Annotated in this window: 16 protein-coding genes and 1 riboswitch; of the genes, 12 read left to right on the forward strand and 4 right to left on the reverse strand. The window is 71.8% G+C overall.

Annotated features, from left to right (window positions below):
- Positions 1 to 96 precede the first annotated feature (96 nt).
- Positions 97 to 201, forward strand: a riboswitch (TPP riboswitch).
- 50 nt (positions 202 to 251) lie between these two features.
- The 12 genes from EL266_RS03970 to EL266_RS04025 all read left to right on the forward strand — a co-directional run bounded on the left by EL266_RS03970 (position 252) and on the right by EL266_RS04025 (position 16016).
- Entirely contained in the window at positions 252 to 1379 is a 1128-nt protein-coding gene (locus EL266_RS03970) for a thiamine ABC transporter substrate-binding protein (RefSeq protein ID WP_034514881.1), read from the forward strand.
- Between the two features lie 149 nt (positions 1380 to 1528).
- Positions 1529 to 3325 carry an ABC transporter permease gene (locus tag EL266_RS13865; RefSeq protein ID WP_269471447.1) on the forward strand — a complete coding sequence of 599 codons (1797 nt, stop codon included), beginning with the start codon at positions 1529 to 1531 and terminating at the stop codon, positions 3323 to 3325.
- The gene (locus EL266_RS03980; RefSeq protein ID WP_026426979.1) at positions 3318 to 4322 is read left to right on the forward strand and encodes an ABC transporter ATP-binding protein; all 1005 of its coding nucleotides are present in this window, start codon (positions 3318 to 3320) and stop codon (positions 4320 to 4322) included. The genes EL266_RS13865 and EL266_RS03980 overlap by 8 nt, the downstream gene beginning before the upstream one ends.
- A 620-nt stretch (positions 4323 to 4942) precedes the next feature.
- The gene (locus tag EL266_RS03985; protein ID WP_026426978.1) at positions 4943 to 5989 is read left to right on the forward strand and encodes an SPFH domain-containing protein; all 1047 of its coding nucleotides are present in this window, start codon (positions 4943 to 4945) and stop codon (positions 5987 to 5989) included.
- Positions 5989 to 6204: a hypothetical protein gene (locus EL266_RS03990; protein ID WP_026426977.1), complete on the forward strand. Its 216-nt coding sequence runs from the start codon at positions 5989 to 5991 to the stop codon at positions 6202 to 6204. The genes EL266_RS03985 and EL266_RS03990 overlap by 1 nt, the downstream gene beginning before the upstream one ends.
- A gap of 59 nt (positions 6205 to 6263) precedes the next feature.
- Positions 6264 to 7316, forward strand: coding sequence for a hypothetical protein (locus EL266_RS03995; RefSeq protein ID WP_126412148.1), 1053 nt, complete (start codon positions 6264 to 6266; stop codon positions 7314 to 7316).
- 41 nt (positions 7317 to 7357) lie between these two features.
- Entirely contained in the window at positions 7358 to 8686 is a 1329-nt protein-coding gene (locus EL266_RS04000; RefSeq protein ID WP_026426975.1) for a DUF6620 family protein, read from the forward strand.
- 149 nt (positions 8687 to 8835) lie between these two features.
- Positions 8836 to 9273, forward strand: coding sequence for a hypothetical protein (locus EL266_RS04005; protein ID WP_026426974.1), 438 nt, complete (start codon positions 8836 to 8838; stop codon positions 9271 to 9273).
- On the forward strand, positions 9273 to 9788 hold the full coding sequence (locus tag EL266_RS04010; protein ID WP_051281158.1) for a hypothetical protein: 516 nt from the start codon (positions 9273 to 9275) through the stop codon (positions 9786 to 9788). The genes EL266_RS04005 and EL266_RS04010 overlap by 1 nt, the downstream gene beginning before the upstream one ends.
- A gap of 265 nt (positions 9789 to 10053) precedes the next feature.
- Positions 10054 to 11847 carry an HSP90 family protein gene (locus EL266_RS04015; RefSeq protein ID WP_026426973.1) on the forward strand — a complete coding sequence of 598 codons (1794 nt, stop codon included), beginning with the start codon at positions 10054 to 10056 and terminating at the stop codon, positions 11845 to 11847.
- 61 nt (positions 11848 to 11908) lie between these two features.
- The gene (locus tag EL266_RS04020) at positions 11909 to 14968 is read left to right on the forward strand and encodes a tetratricopeptide repeat protein (RefSeq protein ID WP_026426972.1); all 3060 of its coding nucleotides are present in this window, start codon (positions 11909 to 11911) and stop codon (positions 14966 to 14968) included.
- 184 nt (positions 14969 to 15152) lie between these two features.
- The gene (locus EL266_RS04025; RefSeq protein ID WP_026426971.1) at positions 15153 to 16016 is read left to right on the forward strand and encodes a glutathione S-transferase C-terminal domain-containing protein; all 864 of its coding nucleotides are present in this window, start codon (positions 15153 to 15155) and stop codon (positions 16014 to 16016) included.
- Between the two features lie 209 nt (positions 16017 to 16225).
- On the opposite strand, the gene EL266_RS04030 is transcribed toward EL266_RS04025, so the two are convergent.
- From EL266_RS04030 to EL266_RS04045, 4 genes are all read right to left on the reverse strand, one after another.
- Positions 16226 to 16984: a hypothetical protein gene (locus tag EL266_RS04030; protein ID WP_126412150.1), complete on the reverse strand. Its 759-nt coding sequence runs from the start codon at positions 16982 to 16984 to the stop codon at positions 16226 to 16228.
- Between the two features lie 334 nt (positions 16985 to 17318).
- The gene (locus tag EL266_RS04035) at positions 17319 to 18425 is read right to left on the reverse strand and encodes a tetratricopeptide repeat protein (protein ID WP_026426969.1); all 1107 of its coding nucleotides are present in this window, start codon (positions 18423 to 18425) and stop codon (positions 17319 to 17321) included.
- Complete coding sequence (locus tag EL266_RS04040; protein WP_026426968.1) at positions 18422 to 19873, reverse strand: AAA family ATPase; 1452 nt, start codon at positions 19871 to 19873, stop codon at positions 18422 to 18424. The genes EL266_RS04035 and EL266_RS04040 overlap by 4 nt, the downstream gene beginning before the upstream one ends.
- Positions 19874 to 20011: 138 nt before the next feature.
- Positions 20012 to 20716, reverse strand: coding sequence for a DUF998 domain-containing protein (locus EL266_RS04045; protein ID WP_084500709.1), 705 nt, complete (start codon positions 20714 to 20716; stop codon positions 20012 to 20014).
- Positions 20717 to 20757 lie beyond the last annotated feature (41 nt).

A 20757-nucleotide genomic window follows, 5' to 3' on the forward strand; every position in this document is an offset into this window, starting at 1 on the left:
CCCACGTGCCGGCCGAATTCAGATTCCGCCCGCATGAGCGCGGCGGGCGCAGCGGGCTCACCGAGCGCAGCGGGACAGCCGCATCATCTAGGCTTGGCCCCACGACAGGGGAGCGCCTCCCGGCGCTGAGAGTGCGGATTCCCGCAGACCCTCGAACCTGCTCCGGCTAGCACCGGCGAAGGAAGTCGAGCATCTCCCCGGGCGCGGCCATCGCATCCGGGCCCTCCGGACCACCATCCAGGAGGCAGACCATGATCCACCATCCCGCCCACTCCATCCCTCCCGCCCCGCACGCCCGGCCTGCCCGGTCCGCCCGACCCGCGCTGAGCCGCCGCGGCCTGCTGGGCGCCGCCGGCGCCGGTGCCGCCATGCTGGGCCTGGGCCTGGCCGCCTGCTCGGGCTCGGGGGGCTCGGGCGCGGGCTCCAAGAAGGTCACCGTGGTCACCCACGACTCCTTCTCCCTGTCCGAGGACGTCCTGGCCTCCTTCTCCTCCGAGACCGGCTACGAGCTGGTCCACACCACCTCCGGCGATGCCGGCGCCCTGGTCAACAAGCTCGTCCTGACCAAGGACGCGCCGCTGGGCGACGCCGTCTTCGGCATCGACAACACCTACGCCTCGCGCGCGCTGGAGCAGGGCATCATCGACACCACCACGGCGGTCACCCTGCCGGCCTCCGCCAAGCCCTACATCGTCGAGGACACCCCCGCCCTGGCCCCCATCGACATGGGGGACGTGTGCCTGAACATCGACACCGCCTACTTCTCCTCCAAGGGCCTGACGCCCCCCGCCACCTTCGAGGACGTGGCCAAGCCCGAGTACGCCGGCCTCCTGGTGGCGATCGACCCCTCGACCTCCTCGACCGGCATGGCCTGGCTGCTGGCCACGGTCGGGCACTTCGGCGCCGAGGGCTTCGCCGACTACTGGAAGAGCCTCGTGGCCGGCGGCGCCCGCATTGACGCGGGATGGGAGGAGGCCTACTACACCAACTTCTCCGGAGCGGGGGAGGGCGGCACGTACCCGATCGTGGTCTCCTATGCCTCCTCCCCGGCCTACACCCTCAGTGACGACGGCGCGTCGTCGACCACCTCGGCCCTGCTGGACACGGCCTTCCGCCAGGTCGAGTTCGCCGGGGTCCTGGCCGGCGCCGCCAACCCTAAGGGCGGGCGCGCCTTCGTGGAGTGGATGCTCACCCGCACCGTTCAGGAGGACATCCCCGGCCAGATGTACATGTACCCGGTCGACGACGGCGCCGCCCTTCCCACGGAGATCACGAGCTTCGGCCCCCTGGCCAAGGCCCCGGTCGAGGTGACCCCGGCCGATATCACCGCCAACCGCGAGACCTGGCTGGAGCAGTGGACCAAGGCCGTCGGCGCGTGAGCCCGGCCCGGCCCCACCCGGCCCGGCTTGCCCCGTCCGGCCCGTCGGACCCGTCCGGTCCTGCCCGGCCCCGTTCCGTTCCGTCCCGTCCTGCCCCGTCCGGCCCGCGCCCATCCCGGGCGGAGGGGGCGGCCTGGACGGTCGCCGTCGTGGGCCCCGCTCTCTTCCTGGGCGTGTTCTTCGCCTGGCCGGTGGCCAGCCTCATGGCCCGCGGCCTGGCCCCGGAGGGCGCACTGGACCTGGGGGGCGTCGTCGAGGTCCTGGCCCGCGAGCGCACCGGGCGCATCATCGGCCAGACCCTGGCCCAGGCCGCCCTGGGCACCGTCATCAGCGTGGTCCTGGCCCTGCCCGGGGCGCTGGTGCTCTACCGGCGCTCCTTCCCCGGACGGGACCTGCTGCGCGGCCTGGTCATCGCTCCCTTCGTCCTGCCCAGCGTGGTGGTGGGCCTGGCCTTCCACGCCCTGTTCTCCCCCTCCGGCCCCCTGGGCGGCGAGGTCGCGGGCCTGCGCCTGGAGGGGACGATGACCGCGGTGGTGGCGGCCCTGGTCTTCTTCAACTACGGGCTCGTGGTGCGGATGGTGGGCACCATGTGGTCCCGCCTGGATCCGCGCTCGGTGGAGGCCGCCCGGGCACTGGGCGCGGGGCCGCTGCGCGCATTCGCCACGGTGACCCTCCCGGCGCTGACCCCGGCCATCGCCTCGGCCGCCGCCCTGGTCTTCCTGTTCTGCGCCACCGCCTACGGGGTGGTGCTGGTGCTGGGAGGCATGGGCGCGGGCACCATCGAGACCGAGATCTACGTCCTGACCGCCCAGTACCTGGACCTGCGGGGCGCGGCGGTCCTGTCGATCCTCCAGCTGCTGGTGATCGCCATGGTGCTGTGGGCCTGCGAGCGGGCCCGCCGCGCCACCCAGACGCGGCTGCGGCTGCGCCTGGACGTCCCGGCCCAGCCCCTGCGGGCCGCCGACGCCCCGGCCCTGGGGGTGACCCTGCTGGTGGTGGGAGGGCTGCTGGTGGCGCCCATGGCGGTGCTGGCGACCCGCTCGCTGCGCCGCGCGGGGCAGTGGACCCTGGCCAACTACGCCGACCTGGGCACGACGGGTCGCCGCAACGCCCTGGTGGTCACGGTCTGGCAGGCCGCCGCCAACTCGGTGCGCGTGGCCCTGGCCGCCGCGGTGATCGCCCTGGTGGTGGGGGCGGCGGTGAGCCTGGTGGTCTCGCGCCGGCCCCGCGGGCGGGCGGCGCGCCGGGCCCTGGGGCTGCTGGACGCCGTCGTCATGCTGCCCCTGGGGGTCTCGGCGGTCACGGTGGGCTTCGGCTTCCTCATCACCCTGACCCGACCGCCCCTGGCCCTGACGAGCTCGTGGTGGATTCTGCCCCTGGCCCAGGCGGTGGTGGCGGTGCCGCTGGTGGTGCGCACCCTCCTGCCGGCGCTGCGGGCCATCGATCCGCGCCAGCGCGAGGCGGCCGCCTCCCTGGGGGCGGGGCCGGGACGGGTCCTGGCCACGGTGGATGGCCCCCAGCTGCTGCGCGCCAGCGGCCTGGCGGCGGGGCTGGCCCTGGCCACCTCCCTGGGGGAGTTCGGGGCGACGTCCTTCCTCGTGCGCCCTCAGGAGCCGACGCTGCCGGTGGTGGTCTTCCGCCTCATCTCCAGCCCGGGAGCCCAGAACCAGGGGATGGCGCTGGCTGCCGGGGTGGTCCTGGCGGTCGGGTCGACGGCGATCATGCTGGCCTGCGAATGGGCGCAGACGGCGCGCTCGCGCCGCGACCCGGACCGGGCGGGCATGAGCGGGGCAGCCACGGGGCGGGCGGGCCCCGAGGCGCGCCCTGACGTGGGCCCAGGTGTCGGCTCGGATGCGGGCCCCGGCGTCGGCCCGAAGGCGCGCCCCGCGCCGCCGGTCCCTGTGCCGTCCCTGCCCGCGCCGCCCGAGAGGAGCACTGATGCCTGAGATCGCCCTGAGCCTTGAGGGGCTGAGTGTCAGCTATGGGGGCCTGCGCGCCGTCGACGGCGTGGACCTGGATATGGCGCCGGGGGAGGTGGTGGCCCTCCTGGGGGCCTCGGGCTCGGGGAAGTCCTCCCTGCTGCGGGCCGTGGCCGGGCTGGAGGACGCCGAGGGCTCGATCGCCTGGCGGGGGGAGTCGGTTGTTCCCGTGCCGGTGCACCGGCGCGGCTTCGGCCTCATGTTCCAGGACGGCCAGCTCTTCGAACATCGGGACGTGGGCGGCAATATCGCCTACGGCCTGGCCGGCATGGCGCGCCAGGAGCGGGACCGCCGCGTGGCCGAGATGCTCGAGCTGGTGGGGCTGTCGGGCTATGAGGGCCGGGCCATTGCCACGCTGTCGGGCGGTCAGGCCCAGCGCGTGGCCCTGGCGCGGGCCCTGGCGCCCCGGCCGCGCCTGCTGCTCCTCGATGAGCCGCTCTCCGCCCTGGACCGGGCCCTGCGCGAGCAGCTGGCGGCCGACCTGCGCGCCATCCTGCGGGACCAGGGCACCACCGCCCTGTATGTCACCCACGACCAGGATGAGGCCATGACCGTGGCCGACCGGGTGGGCATCATGAGCGCGGGCCGGCTCATGCGCGTGGGGAGCCCTGAGGAGCTGTGGTCGGATCCGGGCAGCCGGGAGGTGGCCGAGTTCCTGGGCTTCGGGCCCTTCCTGCCGGCCAAGACCGCCGCCCGGCTCGGCCTGCCGCCCGCCGACGGCCCGCAGGCGTCGGGGCTGCTGGCCCTGGCCCCGGGGGCCTTGGGCTCGGTGGAGGGGGAGGCCGAGCGCGGGGGCCCGGGCCTGGAGGCGCGGGTGGTCTCCTGCCGGCTGCGCCGCGGCCAGTGGGAGGCGGTGGCCGACGTCGAGGGGCTGGGGCGCGCCACGGTGCTGACCGCGCGACCTCACCGCCCCGGTGATCGCCTCGCCGTCGTCCTGGACCCCGCCCGCACCGCGTGGGTGTGATCGGCGCGAGAGCCGTCGGAGTCGCCGGAGCTGTGGGAGCCGCGCGCCGTCGTCCTGCACCCCGCCCGCACCGCGCCGACGACGTGCGTTTGCGTCGACGACGAGGGTTCGCGTCATCCGACTGGGGTTAGCACAGGGGCGATTGACGCGAAGGCACGTCTGATACGCAAAGGCTCGTCCTCGACGCGAACCCACGTCCTCGACGCCGGGCCCCTCCGCCTGGGTCCTGGGCCGGCGCCCCAGGCCGCGCCCCTCACCCCGAGCGGCCCCCGAGCGGCCACGGAGGCATCCGCGACCACCGCGCATCCTGGGTGATCTTGGGCACGGGAGTGACGGGCTGAGGCCCACGCCGGCGCGGGGGATGCAAGGGATGATCGGCGTGGTGTCAATGGGCAGTTGATGGGCACCGGTGGGGATGGGGAGACCTGCCCATGCGCGGGCCCCGCCGCCGGCTCGCAGTTGAACAGTCCATCGGGCTAGCATCCGGATTGCTGGTCGCCCAAGGTTCCGCCTGAGTCCCTCCTGGCCCCTCCTGCGCAGGAGCGCTCGCGGCCCGCCCGCTCAGGCGCGGGATCCCGCGAGCCTGCGGCCCTCCCCGACCACCAACAGAGGAGCAGACGATGCCTCGCAGCCCGTTCATCGAGATCATCGAGTGTCTTGATCCCGACCCCCAGTGGGTGCTGTGGCGCTTCCCCGACCAGGAGGGGCGCATCAAGTCCGGCGCCCAGCTCGTGGTCCGCGAGAACCAGGCGGCCCTGCTGCTCTCACGGGGCCAGGCCTCCATGGTCTACGGCCCGGGCACCCACACCCTGCCCACGCAGAACATCCCGGTCCTGTCCGACCTGGCCGGCTGGAAGTACGGCTTCGCCTCCCCGCATGTCTACGACGTCTTCTACGTGGCCGTCCGCCAGTTCGTCGACCTGAAATGGGGCACCCCGGCGCCGGTCATGATGGCCGACCCGCAGTTCGGCCAGGTGCGGGTGCGCGCCTTCGGCTCCTACTCGGCGCGCGTGACCGATGTGGCCCGCTTCTTCCGCGAGTACGCCGGGGCCTACCCGATCCTGTCCATCCGGGACCTGGAGGTCCAGCTGCGCGACTACATCGCCGCGAAGTTCGGCGAGATCCTGGCGACCTCCGGCATCGCGGTGCGCGACGTCGCCGCGAACCTCTCGGCGGTCAACGCCCGCCTGGCCCCCGCCATCGCCCCCTACTTCGAGGACCTGGGGGTCTCGATCACCCAGTTCACCATCGCCTCGGTGACCCTGCCCGATGAGGTCAACAAGTACTACGACACCGTGACCTCGATGAACATGATCGGGGACATGCAGCGCTTCCAGCAGTTCCAGACCGCGGTGGCCGTCGGGGACCAGTCCACGGCCGTGGGCGCCGGCGCCCAGGCCGGGATGGCCATGGGCATGATGATGGGCCAGATGCCCCAGGGCGCCGCCGCCGCGCAGGCCCCGGGCGCCCTGGCCCCCCAGGCGCCGGCCCCCGGCCCGGCTCCCCACAGCGCCCCGGCGCCCCAGGCCCCGGCCCCCGCCCCCCAGGCTCCTGCCGCGGATGACCCGGTGGCCCGCCTCCAGCGGCTCAAGCAGCTGGCCGAGGCCGGGCTCATCACCGACCAGGAGTACGCGGCCAAGAAGGCCCAGATCCTGGAGGCCTTCTGATGAGCGAGTCCCTGGTCGAGCGCATGCGCCGCCGCGCCCAGGAGCGGGCCCAGGGCTCAGCCCCCTCCTCCATCCAGTACGCCAAGGACGAGCTGGTGGTCACCGTGCGCACCTGCCCGGGTTGCGGCGCCGGGCGCCAGGAGCCCTACGACCTGGCCGAGTGCGCCTACTGCGGCTACGCCTTCATCACCGCCGGGCGCCGGCCCCCGCCGTGAGCCCGCGGGCCGCCGCGCCCGCCCCGAACGTCCACTGTCCCCGCCAGCGCCAGGAGGCCATGATGCCCACCTTCGCCCAGTACCACGCCGAGCTCCAAGCCCTGTCCAACCGCATGACGGTCTACCTCGACCGCATGGAGGCCCGCGCCCGCGAGTTCGGTGCCCAGGCCAAGCAGACCGCCGCTGAGCTCCAGGCCACCGATCCGAACTCGGTGGCGACCTTCCGCATGGAGATCCATCGGCAGATCATGTTCCTGCACACCAAGGCCGAGCGGGCCTATGAGCAGTACATCTCGCCCTATGAGGACCTGGAGGACGACGACGACCTGTCCATGGACGAGTTCCGCGTGCTGAGGAACCTGACCGAGGACATCGAGCACGAGGTCGACAGCTTCGAGGACCGCATGGATGCGGTGATCGAGGACATCTTCGCCGCGGGCCAGGCCAACCAGACCCGCCAGGAGTGGGACCGCGCCATCGCCGAGTGGCGCGCCGCCCAGTCCTCCTTCACCTGCAGCCAGTGCGGCGCCCCGGTGGCCCTGCCCGAGCTCTACCACGTGGCCGTCTACGTCACCTGCGGCGGATGCGGCTCGCGCGTGACCTTCCAGCCCTCCGAGGCGATGCGGGCCGCCCCCAGGTGGGCCGAGGAGCTGGCCGACGCCGAATGCGCCGACCTCAAGCGCACCTACGAGGCGGGTCACGAGGGCGGCGGGGGCATGGACTTCGTCTCCTACGTCTACTACCTGACCTCCCAGTTCCGGGTGCTCAGCCGCCTCCTGCCCTTCTACGCCCGCAGCCTGGCCCCTCAGATGCCCGGCAAGATCCGCGCTGCCTGGGAGGACAACACCGATCAGCTCACCCCCCACGAGGTCTCCCCCCGCCACTACGAGACGGAGTACCTCAACGTCATGGGCAACATCGGCGTCACCGCCATGGGCATGCGCGCCTCGGGCCACACCGAGCACCTGGCGCTCATCCTGGGCGTTGTGCGCGACGTCATGCGCCCCGGTGATCCCCTGGCCCAGTCCATCCTCGACGGCACCTTCACCGAGGAGATGTGGGACCGCCGTCAGGCGGCCGCCGACCGCATGTCCGACGCCGTGCCGCGCTGAGGCCCCGCCCCGGATTCGAGACCACCCCGAAAGGACCCACCATGGCCGGCTTCTTCCAGAGAGCCAAGAACGCTGCCAAGCAGGCGGCCGCCAACGCGGGCGCCAGCGCCGTCTCCGACGCCATCAACCAGGGCGCCGCCTCCATGGGCCTGGAGACCAACATCTCCCTCAAGGCCCCCAATGTCAACGGGGCCTCGGGCGGCGACGGCTACTACGCCGTCGACCTGCCCCACGGCTTCTCCCAGCGCATGGAGCAGGGCCTGGACGCCGAGGAGATGGCCCGCCTGCGCTACCCGCAGGCCCCGGCCGACCTGCCCGCCGGCGCCGCGCAGTACGCCCAGGCCTGGTACCAGCCCTGGAGCGCCCTCATCGACGGCCACGTCGACATCGCCCGCGCCGCCGAGGCCGGTGACCTCCCCAGCGCCCAGCAGCTGCTCTACCGCTGGGAGCAGGGCATCGGCCAGGCCCAGGTCACCGTCCACCAGCTCGGGGACTTCAACGGCTCGCGCGCGCTGTCGGCCGTCGTCGGGGACGTCTACGAGGCCTTCGACATGGTGGCCGACGCCCTGCGCGAGTACATGGACGTCCGCTCCCAGGGCCGGCGCACCGATGATGCGGTCGAGGAGGTCCACAAGAGCATCATCGGCCTGCACCTGTCCATCCACGGACCGATCGTCGACTTCTTCGCCGACCCCTCGGGCGCGGCCATGGCCCAGGCCGAGCAGGCCGCCTTCGGCGACATCAACGCCATGATCTCCGGCGCCGGCGCGGACACCTCGGGCCCGGAGTTCGCCCCGGTCCAGGGCGTGAGCCTGCACGACTACGTGGCCGGCTCCCAGCGCATGCACGAGGGCACCAGCGCAGATGTCATCTGCTCGCTGCTGGGCGTTGAGCGCCCCATGTGGGACGCGGCCAGCGCCGAGTGGATGCGCCGCATGACTGAGACCCACCCCATGACGGTGGGCATGCAGTACCGGTCCCTGAGCACCACGCCCCACCCGGTGCTGACCCCCGAGGCCTGCGCGGCCGCGGGCGGGGCGGCCTCCGCCCTGCCCGGTGGGGACAACTCCGCGCGCCTGAGCACGGATATGAGCTTCTACATCGAGGCCTCCGCCGCCATGCAGGCGGCCGCCGAGGCCGGCATCGATGGCGGCGGCTATCTGGAGTCCACCTACGGCGTGACCGTCATGCAGGTGGCCACGGCCGGCGGCGCGTGGATGAGCGACATGCGCAACGCCGACCGGATCCTCACCCTCCAGGAGGTCAAGAAGAAGGAGATCTTCACCCAGCTGACCGGATACAGTGCTGACACCGCTCCGGGAGCGCTGCCCGACGGCGTGGAGGACATCGCCGCCGACATCGAGTTCTAGCGGCTCATCCCCGCCATCGGGCGGGGCCGGCCTCCGGCGGGGCCGAGCCGGCGGGCCGGGCATCCTGGCCCGGTGCCGGGTCGGGCGCCCGCCCCCGGCGGGGCGGCAAGCCTGCGTCATGACCGATACGACCCCATGGAAGGTGCCCCATGAGTGCTCATCCGGACATCACCCTGGAGAGGGTTGAGGCCTGGCTGTCCGGCGAGGACCTGGTCTTCGAGCGCGTCGACGACGAGATCCTCGTCGACTTCCCCGGCTGCCGGATCGTGTTCAGCCTGCACGGCGACGGCGCCCTGCTGTCCAGCCGCGGCTACTGGCGCGGCCGCTTCGAGACCGATCAGGCCGAGGAGCTGCGCGCCCTGGCCGACTCCCATCACATGCGCTCCAACGGCCCGCGCATGTCGGTGCTGCGGCCCGAGGAGGGCGACCACCTCCTGGTGGGCACCGCCATGGCCGAGTACGTGGTCAAGGGCCGCTCCGATGAGCAGCTGGCCTTCCTGCTGGATCTCGATGTGCGCATGACCATGCGCTTCTTCGCCGATATCGAGGAGCGCTATCCGGCGCTGGTGACCTGGGGGGAGAGCTGATGGCCTGGTGGAACAAGCCCGAGGGCACGCTGACGCCCTCGGTGAGCATGGACCGTCTCGCCTCGTGGTTCATCACCAACTCCTTCGCCTATGAGCTGGGCGGCTCGGGGCGGGTCATCCGCGCGGGCTTCGACGGCGTCTTCTACAGCTTCACCGTGGTCTCCGACAGGATCATGTCCGTCCACGGCAGCTACCTGACCTCCCTGCCCACGGATTTCGCCACCGTCGAGGAGGTGCGGGCCGTGGCCCACCGGGTGGCCGACTCCCGGGTGATGCCGGCGGTCTACCTGGTGGTCGACGAGCAGGGCCTGGGCCTGCACGCCAACGCCACCGTCTCCACGGGGGGCGGGCTCAACGACGAGCAGCTCGACAGTGTCATCGACTTCACCATCGGCGGGATCGACGGCGCCGTGTGCGAGATCCTCACCGAGCTCGGCCAGCCCACCCCGGACCAGGCCCAGGGGAGTCGAGACCAGGAGGAGCCGGCCGCCCAGGGCGGCGAGCCGGAGGAGTGAGGCGCGAGCGAGGGCCTCGCCCGCCTCGCGGTCGGGGCGCGCCGCGGTCCGGGCGCCCGGGGAACTGTCATGAGACCTCCAGCAACATGGCAGACACTGGCGCGCATCGCCCGGGTTGCCCCGTGGCGGCGTCGTGTCGGACCCTATGAGCCGACGGCGTTGCCGAGCGTCGGCCATGTGGGCCGGGACGCCGGGGGCGCAGCGCATCGAGCAGCACGGATGAGCACCTTTGAGGGCACGGACAGGAAGGAATCCTCACAGACCTATGGCGACGTTCCAGGTTGACCTGCGCGGGATGGTGGACCTCCTCTCGCGCAACCTCTACTCAGGGCCGCGCGTCTACGTGCGCGAGCTCCTCCAGAACACCGTGGACGCCATCGCCGCTCGCCGCCTCCAGGACCCCGACTGCCCGGCCACGGTGACGATCACCGTGGCCGACGGGGGCCTGACCTGCCGGGACACGGGCATCGGCCTGACCCTCCAGGAGGCCTCGGACCTGCTGTCAACGATCGGCGCCTCCTCCAAGCGCGATGAGCTGGGCCTGTCCCGGGGGGACTACCTGGGCCAGTTCGGCATCGGCATGCTCTCCTGCTTCATGGTCTCCGAGCGGATCCGCGTCCTGTCCCGCTCTGCCCGCCAGCCCCAGGCCCCCACCGTGGAGTGGGTGGGCCGCACGGACGGCACCTACGCGGTGCGCGCCCTGGAGGCCGGGGAGGACGGGCTCGATGAGCCGGGAACCCTGGTCGAGCTCGACGGCCTGCCCGGGGAGCCCTGGCTGCGGGCGGACACGGTGCGCGCCCTGGTCGATGAGTTCGGCTCCCTGCTGCCCATCGACGTCGAGGTGCGCTCGGGCCAGGGCGGGGCCACCCGCACCCGCCACGCCCACCAGGAGGCCCCCTGGGAGCTCTCCCGCCGCGAGCAGCGCCGCTGGTGCGCCGAGACCCTGGACGCCGAGCCCTTCGACATCATCGACCTCAAGGTGCCGGCCGCGGGCCTGCGCGGCCTGGCGGTCATCACCTCCGCCCACCCCACGGCCACCGCCCACCACACCGCCTATGTCAAGCGGATGCTCGTCTCCCGCTCCGCCGAGGGCCTGGTCCCCGAGTGGGCGTACTTCGTGCGCGTCGTCGCCGATGCCGCCCACCTGCGCCTGACCGCCTCGCGCGAGCAGCTGGTGGATGACGACCTGCGCGCCGAGACCAGGGAGGCCATCGGCGCCGCGGTGCGCTCCTGGCTGGAGCGCATGGCGCGCGCCGCCCCGAGGCGCTTCGCCGAGTTCGTGGCCGCCCACGCCGTCGGGCTGCGCTCGGTGGCCATCTCCGATGCGGACATGCTCGAGCTCGTGGTGCGCCACGCCCCGGTGGAGTCCACCCTGGGCCCGCGCACCCTGGCCCAGCTGGCCGCCAGCGGCAAGCCGGTGCGCTTCACCCGCACCGTGGACCAGTACCGGGCCCTGGCGGATGTGGCCAGTTCCCAGGGCATCGTCCTGGTCAACGCCGGCTACGCCTACGAGGAGGAGGTCATCGCCGCCTTCCTGGCGCGCCCCGACCTGCTGGAGGCCGGTGCCGACATCGCCCTGGTCGACCCCGGCGAGCTCCTGGAGGCCTTCTCGCCGTGCTCGCCGGCCGAGGAGGCCCAGGCCATCGAGGTCCTCATGCTGGCGGCCCAGGCCATCGACCCCGAGGACTGCGAGGTGGTCATGCGCCGCTTCGAGCCCGCCACCCTGCCGGCGCTCTACCTGCCCGACCCGGACCTGGCCGGGCGGGTGGCCGCCCGCACCTCCACCAGGGCCGCCACCGGGGTGTGGTCCGAGATCCTGGGCGTGACCGACCCCTTCGCCGGGTCCCCCGTGCCCAGGCTCGTGCTCAACCGCACCAACCCCCTGGTGGTGCGCCTGGTCTCCGCCAGGGCCGACGACGCCGTCGTGACCCGCACCCTGAGGGGCCTGTACATCCAGTGCCTCCTGCTGGGGCACCAGCCGCTGGGGCCCAAGGAGCGGTCCTGGGCGGCCGAGGCCCTCGGCTCCCTACTCGACTCAGCCCTGCCGCAGGCGCAATGACGGCTCACCCACCCTTGGCTCCGACGAGCCCCTGCGCATCACTCACCGGAAGGATCCACCAATGACAACCCGCGAAGACATCCTCGAGCGCTTGGCCTACGCCGAGGCGCTGAGCTACGGCCCCAAGGCGTCGGCCCTCATCGCCGAGGCCGTGACCTGGGCCGACGCGTTGGGCGAGGAGGATCTGCAGGTTGCCACCCGGCTGGCACTGACCGACGGCTACCAGCACGGCAACGAGGAGTGGAAGGCGCTGGCGCCCTTCGTGTGGAACCTGGCGCGCTTCCAGGAGCGCCCCGACCTGTTCGACGCCGACCAGCTGCGCACCCTGCACTGGCACTTCAAGTGGTCGGTGGCCGTGGCCGCCGCCAACCCGAAGGTCGCCAAGGACCAGGTGCGCCGCCTGGAGGCCAGCCTGGAGGAGTTCTACCGCTCCCAGGGGGCCTCCATGCACGTGGTCCACGGCGAGCGGGCCTCGGTGGCCGGACTGCTGGGCCTGGAGGAGGAGGCCGCCGAGGAGCTGGCGGCCTGGCGGGCCACGCCCCGCGATGAGAACTCCGACTGCGAGGGCTGCGATCCCATGCGGCAGGTGGCCTACGCCTACCGCACCGAGGACTGGGACCTGGCCGTGGGCACGGCCGTGCCGATCCTGCGCGAGGACGTGGGCTGCGATGTCCAGCCCCAGATGATGCAGTCCCTGGTGCTGCTCCCACTGCTGGCCACCGGGCGCCCCAAGGCGGCCTGGGACGCGCATATGCGCTCCTACCGGGAGATCCGCCGCCACCCCAACGCCCTGGTGTCGATCGGCTACCACCTGGAGTACCTGGCCCTGGTGGGCAAGGTCGATCGCGGCCTGGAGCTGCTGCGCCGCCACGTCGAGTGGCTGGATCAGGCCGAGTCGGCCCACGCCCTGCTCACGGCGCTGCGGGGCATGAGCCTGGTGCTGCGCGAGGCCGAGCGCGTGGGCCGCGGCGAGGAGGCCCTGGGCGTGGCGGTGCCCGCCGAGACCCTGTGGGCGCCCCACCCCGCCATGGAGGAGTCCACGACGATCTCCCAGGCCTACGCCGAGTTCTCCGGATGGGCGCGCCACCTGGCCGCCGCCTTCGACGCCCGCAATGCCAACACCACGATCTCCGACCACCTGGAGCGCAGCCTGGCCCGCGCGCCCCTGGCCGGCCAGGACGGCACCGGCGCCCAGATCGAGCTCCTCCAGACCCCCGAGGCCCTGCCCGAGCCGGTCCCCACCTGCCAGCCCGTGCCCTCCGGGGCCGAGGAGTTCGGCTTCGACTCGGCCCTGGGCCTGGTCTCCCTGGATAGCGGCGGCGCGGGTCGCGGGGCCGGCCAGGAGAACTCGCCCGCCCCCGCCCCGCCGCCCGGGGCGGATTCGGCCGACTCGGCCGACTCGGAGGAGGCCGACGAGCCCTTCCCCCTGGTGGACCTGACCCGCCCCGCGCCCGTGGGGGACGGCGAGACGGCCGTGCGCCGCTACGCCAGGACCCTGAGCCAGGTGGGCGCGGGGGCCGAGTACTTCTACATCGTGGACCAGGCCGCGGTCCTCGACCACCTGCCCGAGCCCGGGCGCGCCCCCGATGGCCTGGAGGCCGAGGCCTCCAGCCTGCGCGCCAGCGCCTACTCCCGGCGCACCGAGTACGACCGGGCCATTGAGGAGCGCCTGCGGATCCGACCGCTGCGCGAGAGCCAGTCCGGGGTCCTGGGCGCCGTCGAGGTCGACATCGCCAACCTCAACGAGGAGATGACCGCCGACCGCCAGGCCGGCCGGGACACCACCCCGGAGCGGGCCGGCCGCATCGAGCGGGTCGAGACCATGCTCTCCGTCGTGGCCGGCCGCCTGGAGAGGCTCCTGGGCCCCGAGGACCCCGCCGCGCCGTCGGCCCCCGCCGACCTGGCCACCGCCGACCCCGACCTGGTCGACTCCTGCATCCTGGCCGCCGATGTCCTGTCCGATATCGCCGGGGTCCTGGCCTCTCTGGAGGCCAAGGAGCCGGGGCTGCGGGCCGTGGCGCTGATGGAGCGCGCCTGGCTGAACGTGCCCGTCGAGCTGCACGCCGAGGACATGCGCGACGCCGTGGACATGGCCCGCGCCGAGATCCTGGCCGAGTGCGGGGAGGTGGTCGAGGCCTGCCAGCTGGCCGAGGAGGTCATGCGCCGCCACGACATCATGCCCCTGCCCACGGCGCTGCGCGGACGGCGCCTGCTGGGAGTGGCCTCCATGGAGGTCGACCAGTACGAGGAGGCCGTCAAGCAGTTCCGCGAGCACGCCAACACCACGATGGCCATGGGCATGCCCTTCCAGACCATCGCCTCCCTGCTCAACCTGGGCCAGGCCCTGGGCGTGGCGGAGCGGTTCCTGGAGAGCGCCGAGGTCCTGGAGACCGCGCTCTCGCGCGCCACCTCCCTGCAGGTCCCGGGCATGACCCTGTTCATCCACCAGTTCCTCGCCCAGGTGCATATGGGGCTGGGCGAGCACGAGGGCGTCCTGGAGCACTCCCTGGCCTCCGCCGAGGCCCTGGAGTCGGCCGGCCGCCTGGCGGCGGCCAAGGAGGCCTACACCAATGCCGCCACGGCCGCGGGCAACCTCGATGACAATGTCCAGTCCTCCGCGCTCTTCCAGCGGGCCGCCGCCCTGGAGGACGTGAGCACCGACCTGGGCAGGATCGAGAAGGGGCGCATGCTGCGCAGCGCGGCGCGCGCCCTGGTCGATGACCTGACGGTGGCCATGGCGCGCTCGCGGCTCGACGACGCCCTGGCGATCATGCGCCAGTCCCAGGACACCTTCATGGAGGTGCCCGACTCCGAGCAGTACTCCATGGCCTGGGAGCAGGGGGACTGGCATGACGACATGTCCTGGATCCTGTGGCGCGCCGACGAGACGGCCCAGGCCATCGAGCACTGCGAGGCGGCGGTTGAGGGCTACATGAGCACCGATGACCGCAACTCCGCGGCCCGCTCCCTGTGCCTGCTGGCCAGCCTGCACGCCGATCGCGATGACAGGGAGGCCGCCCTGGCCGTGTGCGCCCGCGTGCGCGAGCTCCTGGCGCATCCGCGCTGGGAGGGTCACGATGCTCTGGCCTATGTGGAGACCGTGGAGGATGCCTTCTCCTGAGCCGGTCCTGAGCCGGTCGATGACCGGACTCGCGGGGCGCGCCCGGCCGCCGGGCCGAAACGCATATGTGCGCCCCGGTGGGCAAGGCGGTTCGCCCCCTGTGAATCGGATGCCATGCGGGGAGGTGTGGAGCATGATTGTCCCTGAGGCACCATCACGCCCTTAGATCCGCCGGGAGGCTCCCATGGCCATTGCCACCTCGCACCGATTCTCAGACGACGACCTACCTGTTGAGGCCGGGCGCTACCGGCTCATCGCCGCCGGGGTGTGCCCCTGGTCGCGGCGCGTGCTCATCGCCCGACGCCTGCTGGGGCTCACGGAGGCGATCCCCCTGTCGTGGACCTATGGCCGCGGCGAGGACGGCTACTGGGAGCTGACCGGGCCCGACGGCGAGCCGGGAGTGGACCCGGCGCTGGGCGCCCGCTCCCTGGCGGAGGTCTACGAGGGCACGCCCGGCTATGAGCCGCCGCCCACGGTGCCGGCGCTGGTGGATGTCACCACCGGGGAGGTCGTCAGCGATGACTCCGGGGCGCTGCTGTTCGACTTGGCCACGGCCTGGTGGGACCTGCATCGTGAGGGCGCCCCTGATCTGTATCCGCTGGGGCGGCGCAACTCGACCGATGCCTGGGATGAGTGGGTTGGCGCCCAGATCAACCGTGGGCATTCGGTGGCCACGCACTCCGAGGACCCTGAGGAGGCGGCGGAGGCCGCCAACGGGGTGCTGGTGGGCTTCGATGTGGTGGACACGCTGCTGGCGCGGGCCACGAGGATGGAGGCCAGCCGTGAGGACGGGCTGACGATGATGGATGGCCCGCCGCTGTCCTCCCTGGTGTCGGTGGGGCAGTTCCTGTGCGGGGACCAGCCCACCGGCTCTGACATCCGGCTGTTCACCACCGTTCAGGCCTATGAGTACGGCGGCCGCCAGGTCTACCCGGGCGGGGAGGCCCCGCCGATCTCCTTCTGGCCGGCGCTGGCCCGCTGGTTCCGCGCCCTGGAGGGCCGCTCGGGCTGGGTCGGCCCCGAGGAGCGCAGCGCCCTGGGCTGCTGAGCGCGCTACGGCACCGGGGGCGGGGCGCGTGCGCGCCGGGCGTGTGCCGGGCGGTGGCGTCCCGTGCCCTCGGGCGTCGTCGACGACGTGCGTCTGCGTAGACGACGAGGGTTTGCGTCATCCGACTGGGGGTAGCACAGGGGTGATTGACGCAAAGTCACGTCGTCTACGCGAAGTCACGTCCGTTGACGCGAACTCTCGCGCTCGGCTCAGGTGGCGGTGGGTGTGGGTGTTGCCAGGGCGGCGGGGTCGATGGTGACCTCGGCGCGGGTCAGGGCCGCATCGAGGAGGTCGACGGGGGAGAGGTCGGCTGGCTCGGGGCCGTCGGTGGTGGTGCTCAGGGCGATGAGTCCGGGGTTGTTGTGCTCGTCGATGACGGGGACGACGATGCGCTGGGTGGTGCGCTGCGACCCGTCCTCGGCGGTGATGACGGAGGTGTAGCCGACGACGCCTTGGGGGAGCTGATCGGCAGGGATAGCGGTGAATGCCTCGGTGACCATGGAGCCCCGTGGTGATACCTCACTTGACCGAAATTGAAAGGTCTCGCCATCGCACTCCGAGAAAGACGCAGCGATGCGCTCGAAACTTTCGAGTTGATTGAAAACGTAAATGTCTAGCGCCATGGTCTGCGTGATATCAACGCCTTGAAAGGTGAAGGTGACGCTAGTCCTCCGGAGCTCCCGGTTCTCGGGAAGAGAATAGTCCAACATCGTGTCGATTGTGGAGCATCCCGTGTTGTATGACATGAGCTCTGTCCAAACTGTTTCAACGCCGCGCCAGTTGTCCTCTGTGATCCCGGGGATGTCTCCTAGGTGGAGCATGCGACGCACCATGCCGGCCGGTGGTGCGTAGTTGTAGTGGGGGATGGAGGCCTGGGGCAGGGTGATCCTGATGTCCGTGAAGTGGAGCAGGGGGGACAGAATCACGGCGACGAGCAGCGTGTTGATCATCTTCGATGAACGAGACATCAGGAATACCGTTTCTCAGGTTTGTCGTTGAGGTGCAGTCGTTCTACGAGAAATCGTAGCAGCGGTGGTGGGAATGCGGGTCGCTGCGACCCTGGGTCCGCTCCCTGGCCGCTCCTCAGTCGCGGTTGCCAGCCTCGTCATGGGGCGCGGCTGTGCAGTTGGCAAGTCCGGGCGTCGTCGACGACGTGCGTCTGCGTAGACGACGAGGGTTTGCGTCATCCGACTGGGGGTAGCACAGGGGTGATTGACGCAAAGGCGCGTCGTCTACGCGAAGTCACGTCCGTTGACGCGAACTCTCGCGATCGGCGTCGGCCGGGGGAGGCCCGGGAGCCGGTTACTGCGCGGCGGAGCGCCTGAAGTCGACGATGGCGAGGACCAGGGCCACGATGCACGCCGGAATCCCCGCTCGGTATGCGAGGACGGCCGGCCCCGACCAGTCGAACAGCGTGCACACCGCGGCGACCACGAGAAGAAGCCCCATACCGGCGAGAATGCCCAAGGAGATGAGGGAGAGCCGGCGGGGCGCCATCGCCCGGCGCGCCAGGGGGAAGAAGCCCGAGGGCATCCTGCGGTGGATCGGGCGAGCGCGGACGACGAAGGTCCAGATGCACACGATCACCGTGGCGACCATGGGGCCGATCGCGATCCACAGCGGTGGGCCCTCCACCTCAGTGGCCACCGGCGGGCCCCCCACCTCAATGGCCACCAGGATCCCTGCAAGCGCGAGCAGCCCCAGGAGCATCCAGAGCAGCGCCATGCAGATGGCGCGACCGATGATGACACCGACGAGCTTGGGGATGCGGGGCTCCTGAGGGGCGAGTGCCGCGGCGGTTGCGATGGCCTGTGCCATCTCCTCGCGGTAGCCGCAGAGCATGCTGGCGTATCCGAGCTGGAGGAGAGTCTGCTCATTGGTCGGATCGAGATGGGCGGACTCACGGAAGGCCTGCCACGCCAGGCGGGGATCCTCGGGGAGAGTAGCCATCCCGAAGATCAGGTGAGAATCCGAGTCCTCGGGGGCGAGGAGCACTCCTTCCCAGGCGATACGGCGGGCCTCGTCCCCTTGACCACGAATATGCAGGGCGATGCTCAGATGATGCCGAGCGGCGACGTCGTCCGGATCCAGGCTCAGAGCGCGCCGCAGCGGTGCCTCGGCAGCCTGAGCGTCACCATTCGCGATATGTGCGCGGGCGAGTGCTCTCAGGGGCGCCGGGCTGTCGGGGAGAAGGCTGACCGCCCGTTGCGCCGTCTCGATGGCCTGGGGCAGGTTCCCCGACTCCCGATGGACGGCGGACAGGAGGGTCTTGGTGTCCCCCTCATATTCGGGGAAATCCGCCTCAAGCCTGCGCAGCGCGCTCATGGCCTGGGAGTTGCGTCCCATGTTGATAAGTTGCGCGGTGCGCGTGAGGATCTCGTCGTAGCGCTGGTAGCTGGACTCGCTCATAGGAGTCTGCGCGCTTGCATCCACGCCCTGAGCTCGGCGTACTCACCGGAGTGGTCGGCGTACTGCACGACATTGCGCGCCGTCTCGAACCACGGCCCCGTCGAGGGGCGGATCTCAGCGATCGCCGCATGCAGGTCCGCCATGCCGATCAGTCGGGGCGCGCCGGAGCGAACCGAGTCCATGAGGGCCTTCTCCGCAGCGGTCTCGCACACATGCGCCAGGTCCGCCCCTGTGAATCCCTCGGTCGCCGCCGCCACCTGATGCAAGTCGATGCCCTCGACCGGGCGATCCTTGAGATGCGTGTGCACGATCGCCGCACGAGCGGGCTCATCGGGCGGCAGCACGAGGATGGCGCGGTCCAGGCGCCCCGGACGGCGCAGCGCCGGATCAAGGTCCCACGGGGTGTTCGTAGCGGCCAGGACGTAGAGCCCGTTGTTGCTCCCCTCGATCCCATCGAGCTCCTGGAGCAGCTGGTTGATGACCCCGCGGATCCCGAAGTGCCGCTGGTAGGAGCGTTTGAGGCCGATCGCGTCGAGCTCATCGAGGAAGACGACGCACGGCGAGCTCTCACGGGCCTTGGTGAAGATACTGTGAATATTGGCCTCGGAGTTGCCCAGATAGGGGTCCAGGATGTCCGTGAGGGCCACGTTGATGAAGGAGGCCCCCATCTCCCCGGCCACGGCGCGGGCGATGAAGGTCTTGCCCACCCCGGGCGGCCCGTAGAGCAGCAGCCCTCCGCGCAGGCTCTTGCCGTAGAGGCGGCGCAGCTCCGGGTTGCGCAGCGGGGCGAGGAAGGAGACCTCCAGCCGCTGCTTGACATCGGCCAGGCCGCCGACGTCCGCCAGCCGGATCTCCGGATCCTCGACCTCCCAGGCCAGCTGCTCGGACTCGGAGTCGGACGCGGCCAGGGGCTCCCTCACGGGCTGGGCCGGCGGCTGGGACTGACCGGCCGACGGCGGAGAGGGCGGCGCATCGATGAAGGGCGCGGCCGGGCCGGCGCCGAGGTCGTCCTCGGCCCTGGCCCAGTCGAACCCGTCATCGGAGCCCTGCGTGGTGGAGTCCTGTCCGGCGTCGGAGCCCTGCGTGGTGGAGTCCTGTCCGGCGTCGGAGCCCTGCGTGGTGGAGTCCTGTCCGGCGTCAGGGCCCTGTGCGGGGGAGTCCTGCCCGGCGTCGGGGCCCTGCGAGTCCTCGGCGCCTTGGACGGGAGCCTGCGGCGCTGCCTGGGCGGGCGCGGCGACCGCGGGTGCCTCCGCCGAGAGCGCCTGGGCCATGAGCTCGCGGGCGCGGGCGTTGTCGGGCTCGGTGTGCAGCGCCGTCGCGCAGTGCGTCACCGCGTCGGAGCCGCGCCCCTCGGAGATGAGGAGCTCGGCCAGATGGAGTCGTAGGGGAACGTCATTCGGGGAGGCCTCCACGGCTCGCTGGAGGGAGTCGATCACCGGGTTGCTCACGCCGTGATCCTACGCGTCGCCCGGGATGCGCGTGGTGCGTCTGGGCTTCTCTCCCCACCCGCTCTCCCGGCCCTGACCTTCCGACGACGACGCCCGTGCGCGAGGCGGCCGCGGATCGCGGGGACATCCCGGCCGTGCTCAGTCCGAGGCGATGAGCGCCGCCCCCAGAGTCAGCATCATGAGCGCCTGCCCGTCGAAGGCGATCCGCTCCCACAGGCCGGGTTGCGAGGTAGGCAGGACGAACATGACGAACCCGACGACGGATGCCAGCAGCAGTGCGGTGGTCAGTTGGCTGAGGAATTCGTGGATGCGGGGATGCCTGGCAGCGGCTCCGGCGGCTCCAGTGGCTCCTGCGGCTCCGTCGTCGTCCTCAGCGCGAGACCTCGACACCCGCGATGGGACCAGGAGCAGGGCGGCGGCGCTCCACTGCGAGACAGCCGTGACCATTGCGGCAGCATCATGAACATCGACGTCCCGGTCGAAGGGGACGGCGCCAACCACGGCCATGGCCACTCCGGCCACCACGAGAACAGCGCTGGCGGTGCGGGCCGTGATCACCTCCGCGGCGCGCCGCCCCGCCACGGCGATGACCACCCCGGCGAGGGCCAGCAGCACCCCCGACGCGATGACGCCGCCGTTGAACCACCCGTGGCCGGGGCTGCACACATAGCGGGCCGGGTAGGCGTCGTCGGTCATCGCACAGGTCGAGGCGCCCAGATCGCTGATGAGGTTCATGCGCATCGAGTACTCGCCATCCCAGTGCCTGAGCGCCATCGCCTGGCCCACGCCGTAGGCCAGCGACGATCCGATGAGAATAACCCCCGATAAGGAACGCGACGCCATGCACCGACCTTATCCGGGGGCGGGAGGCGCCGTCACCCCGA

The organism is Actinomyces slackii (genome assembly GCF_900637295.1).
In the GTDB taxonomy this organism is placed as follows: Bacteria; Actinomycetota; Actinomycetes; order Actinomycetales; family Actinomycetaceae; genus Actinomyces; species Actinomyces slackii.

Excerpts from the sequence above, each read along its gene's own strand:
- EL266_RS04000 (WP_026426975.1), top strand. The coding sequence starts at position 7,358 with ATGGCCGGCTTCTTCCAGAGAGCCAAGAACGCTGCCAAGCAGGCGGCC.
- EL266_RS04030 (WP_126412150.1), bottom strand. The coding sequence starts at position 16,984 with ATGTCTCGTTCATCGAAGATGATCAACACGCTGCTCGTCGCCGTGATT.
- EL266_RS04010 (WP_051281158.1), top strand. The coding sequence starts at position 9,273 with ATGGCCTGGTGGAACAAGCCCGAGGGCACGCTGACGCCCTCGGTGAGC.
- EL266_RS03990 (WP_026426977.1), top strand. The coding sequence starts at position 5,989 with ATGAGCGAGTCCCTGGTCGAGCGCATGCGCCGCCGCGCCCAGGAGCGG.
- EL266_RS04045 (WP_084500709.1), bottom strand. The coding sequence starts at position 20,716 with ATGGCGTCGCGTTCCTTATCGGGGGTTATTCTCATCGGATCGTCGCTG.
- EL266_RS03995 (WP_126412148.1), top strand. The coding sequence starts at position 6,264 with ATGATGCCCACCTTCGCCCAGTACCACGCCGAGCTCCAAGCCCTGTCC.
- EL266_RS04020 (WP_026426972.1), top strand. The coding sequence starts at position 11,909 with ATGACAACCCGCGAAGACATCCTCGAGCGCTTGGCCTACGCCGAGGCG.
- EL266_RS04005 (WP_026426974.1), top strand. The coding sequence starts at position 8,836 with ATGAGTGCTCATCCGGACATCACCCTGGAGAGGGTTGAGGCCTGGCTG.
- EL266_RS03980 (WP_026426979.1), top strand. The coding sequence starts at position 3,318 with ATGCCTGAGATCGCCCTGAGCCTTGAGGGGCTGAGTGTCAGCTATGGG.
- EL266_RS03970 (WP_034514881.1), top strand. The coding sequence starts at position 252 with ATGATCCACCATCCCGCCCACTCCATCCCTCCCGCCCCGCACGCCCGG.
- EL266_RS04035 (WP_026426969.1), bottom strand. The coding sequence starts at position 18,425 with ATGAGCGAGTCCAGCTACCAGCGCTACGACGAGATCCTCACGCGCACC.
- EL266_RS04025 (WP_026426971.1), top strand. The coding sequence starts at position 15,153 with ATGGCCATTGCCACCTCGCACCGATTCTCAGACGACGACCTACCTGTT.
- EL266_RS03985 (WP_026426978.1), top strand. The coding sequence starts at position 4,943 with ATGCCTCGCAGCCCGTTCATCGAGATCATCGAGTGTCTTGATCCCGAC.
- EL266_RS04015 (WP_026426973.1), top strand. The coding sequence starts at position 10,054 with ATGGCGACGTTCCAGGTTGACCTGCGCGGGATGGTGGACCTCCTCTCG.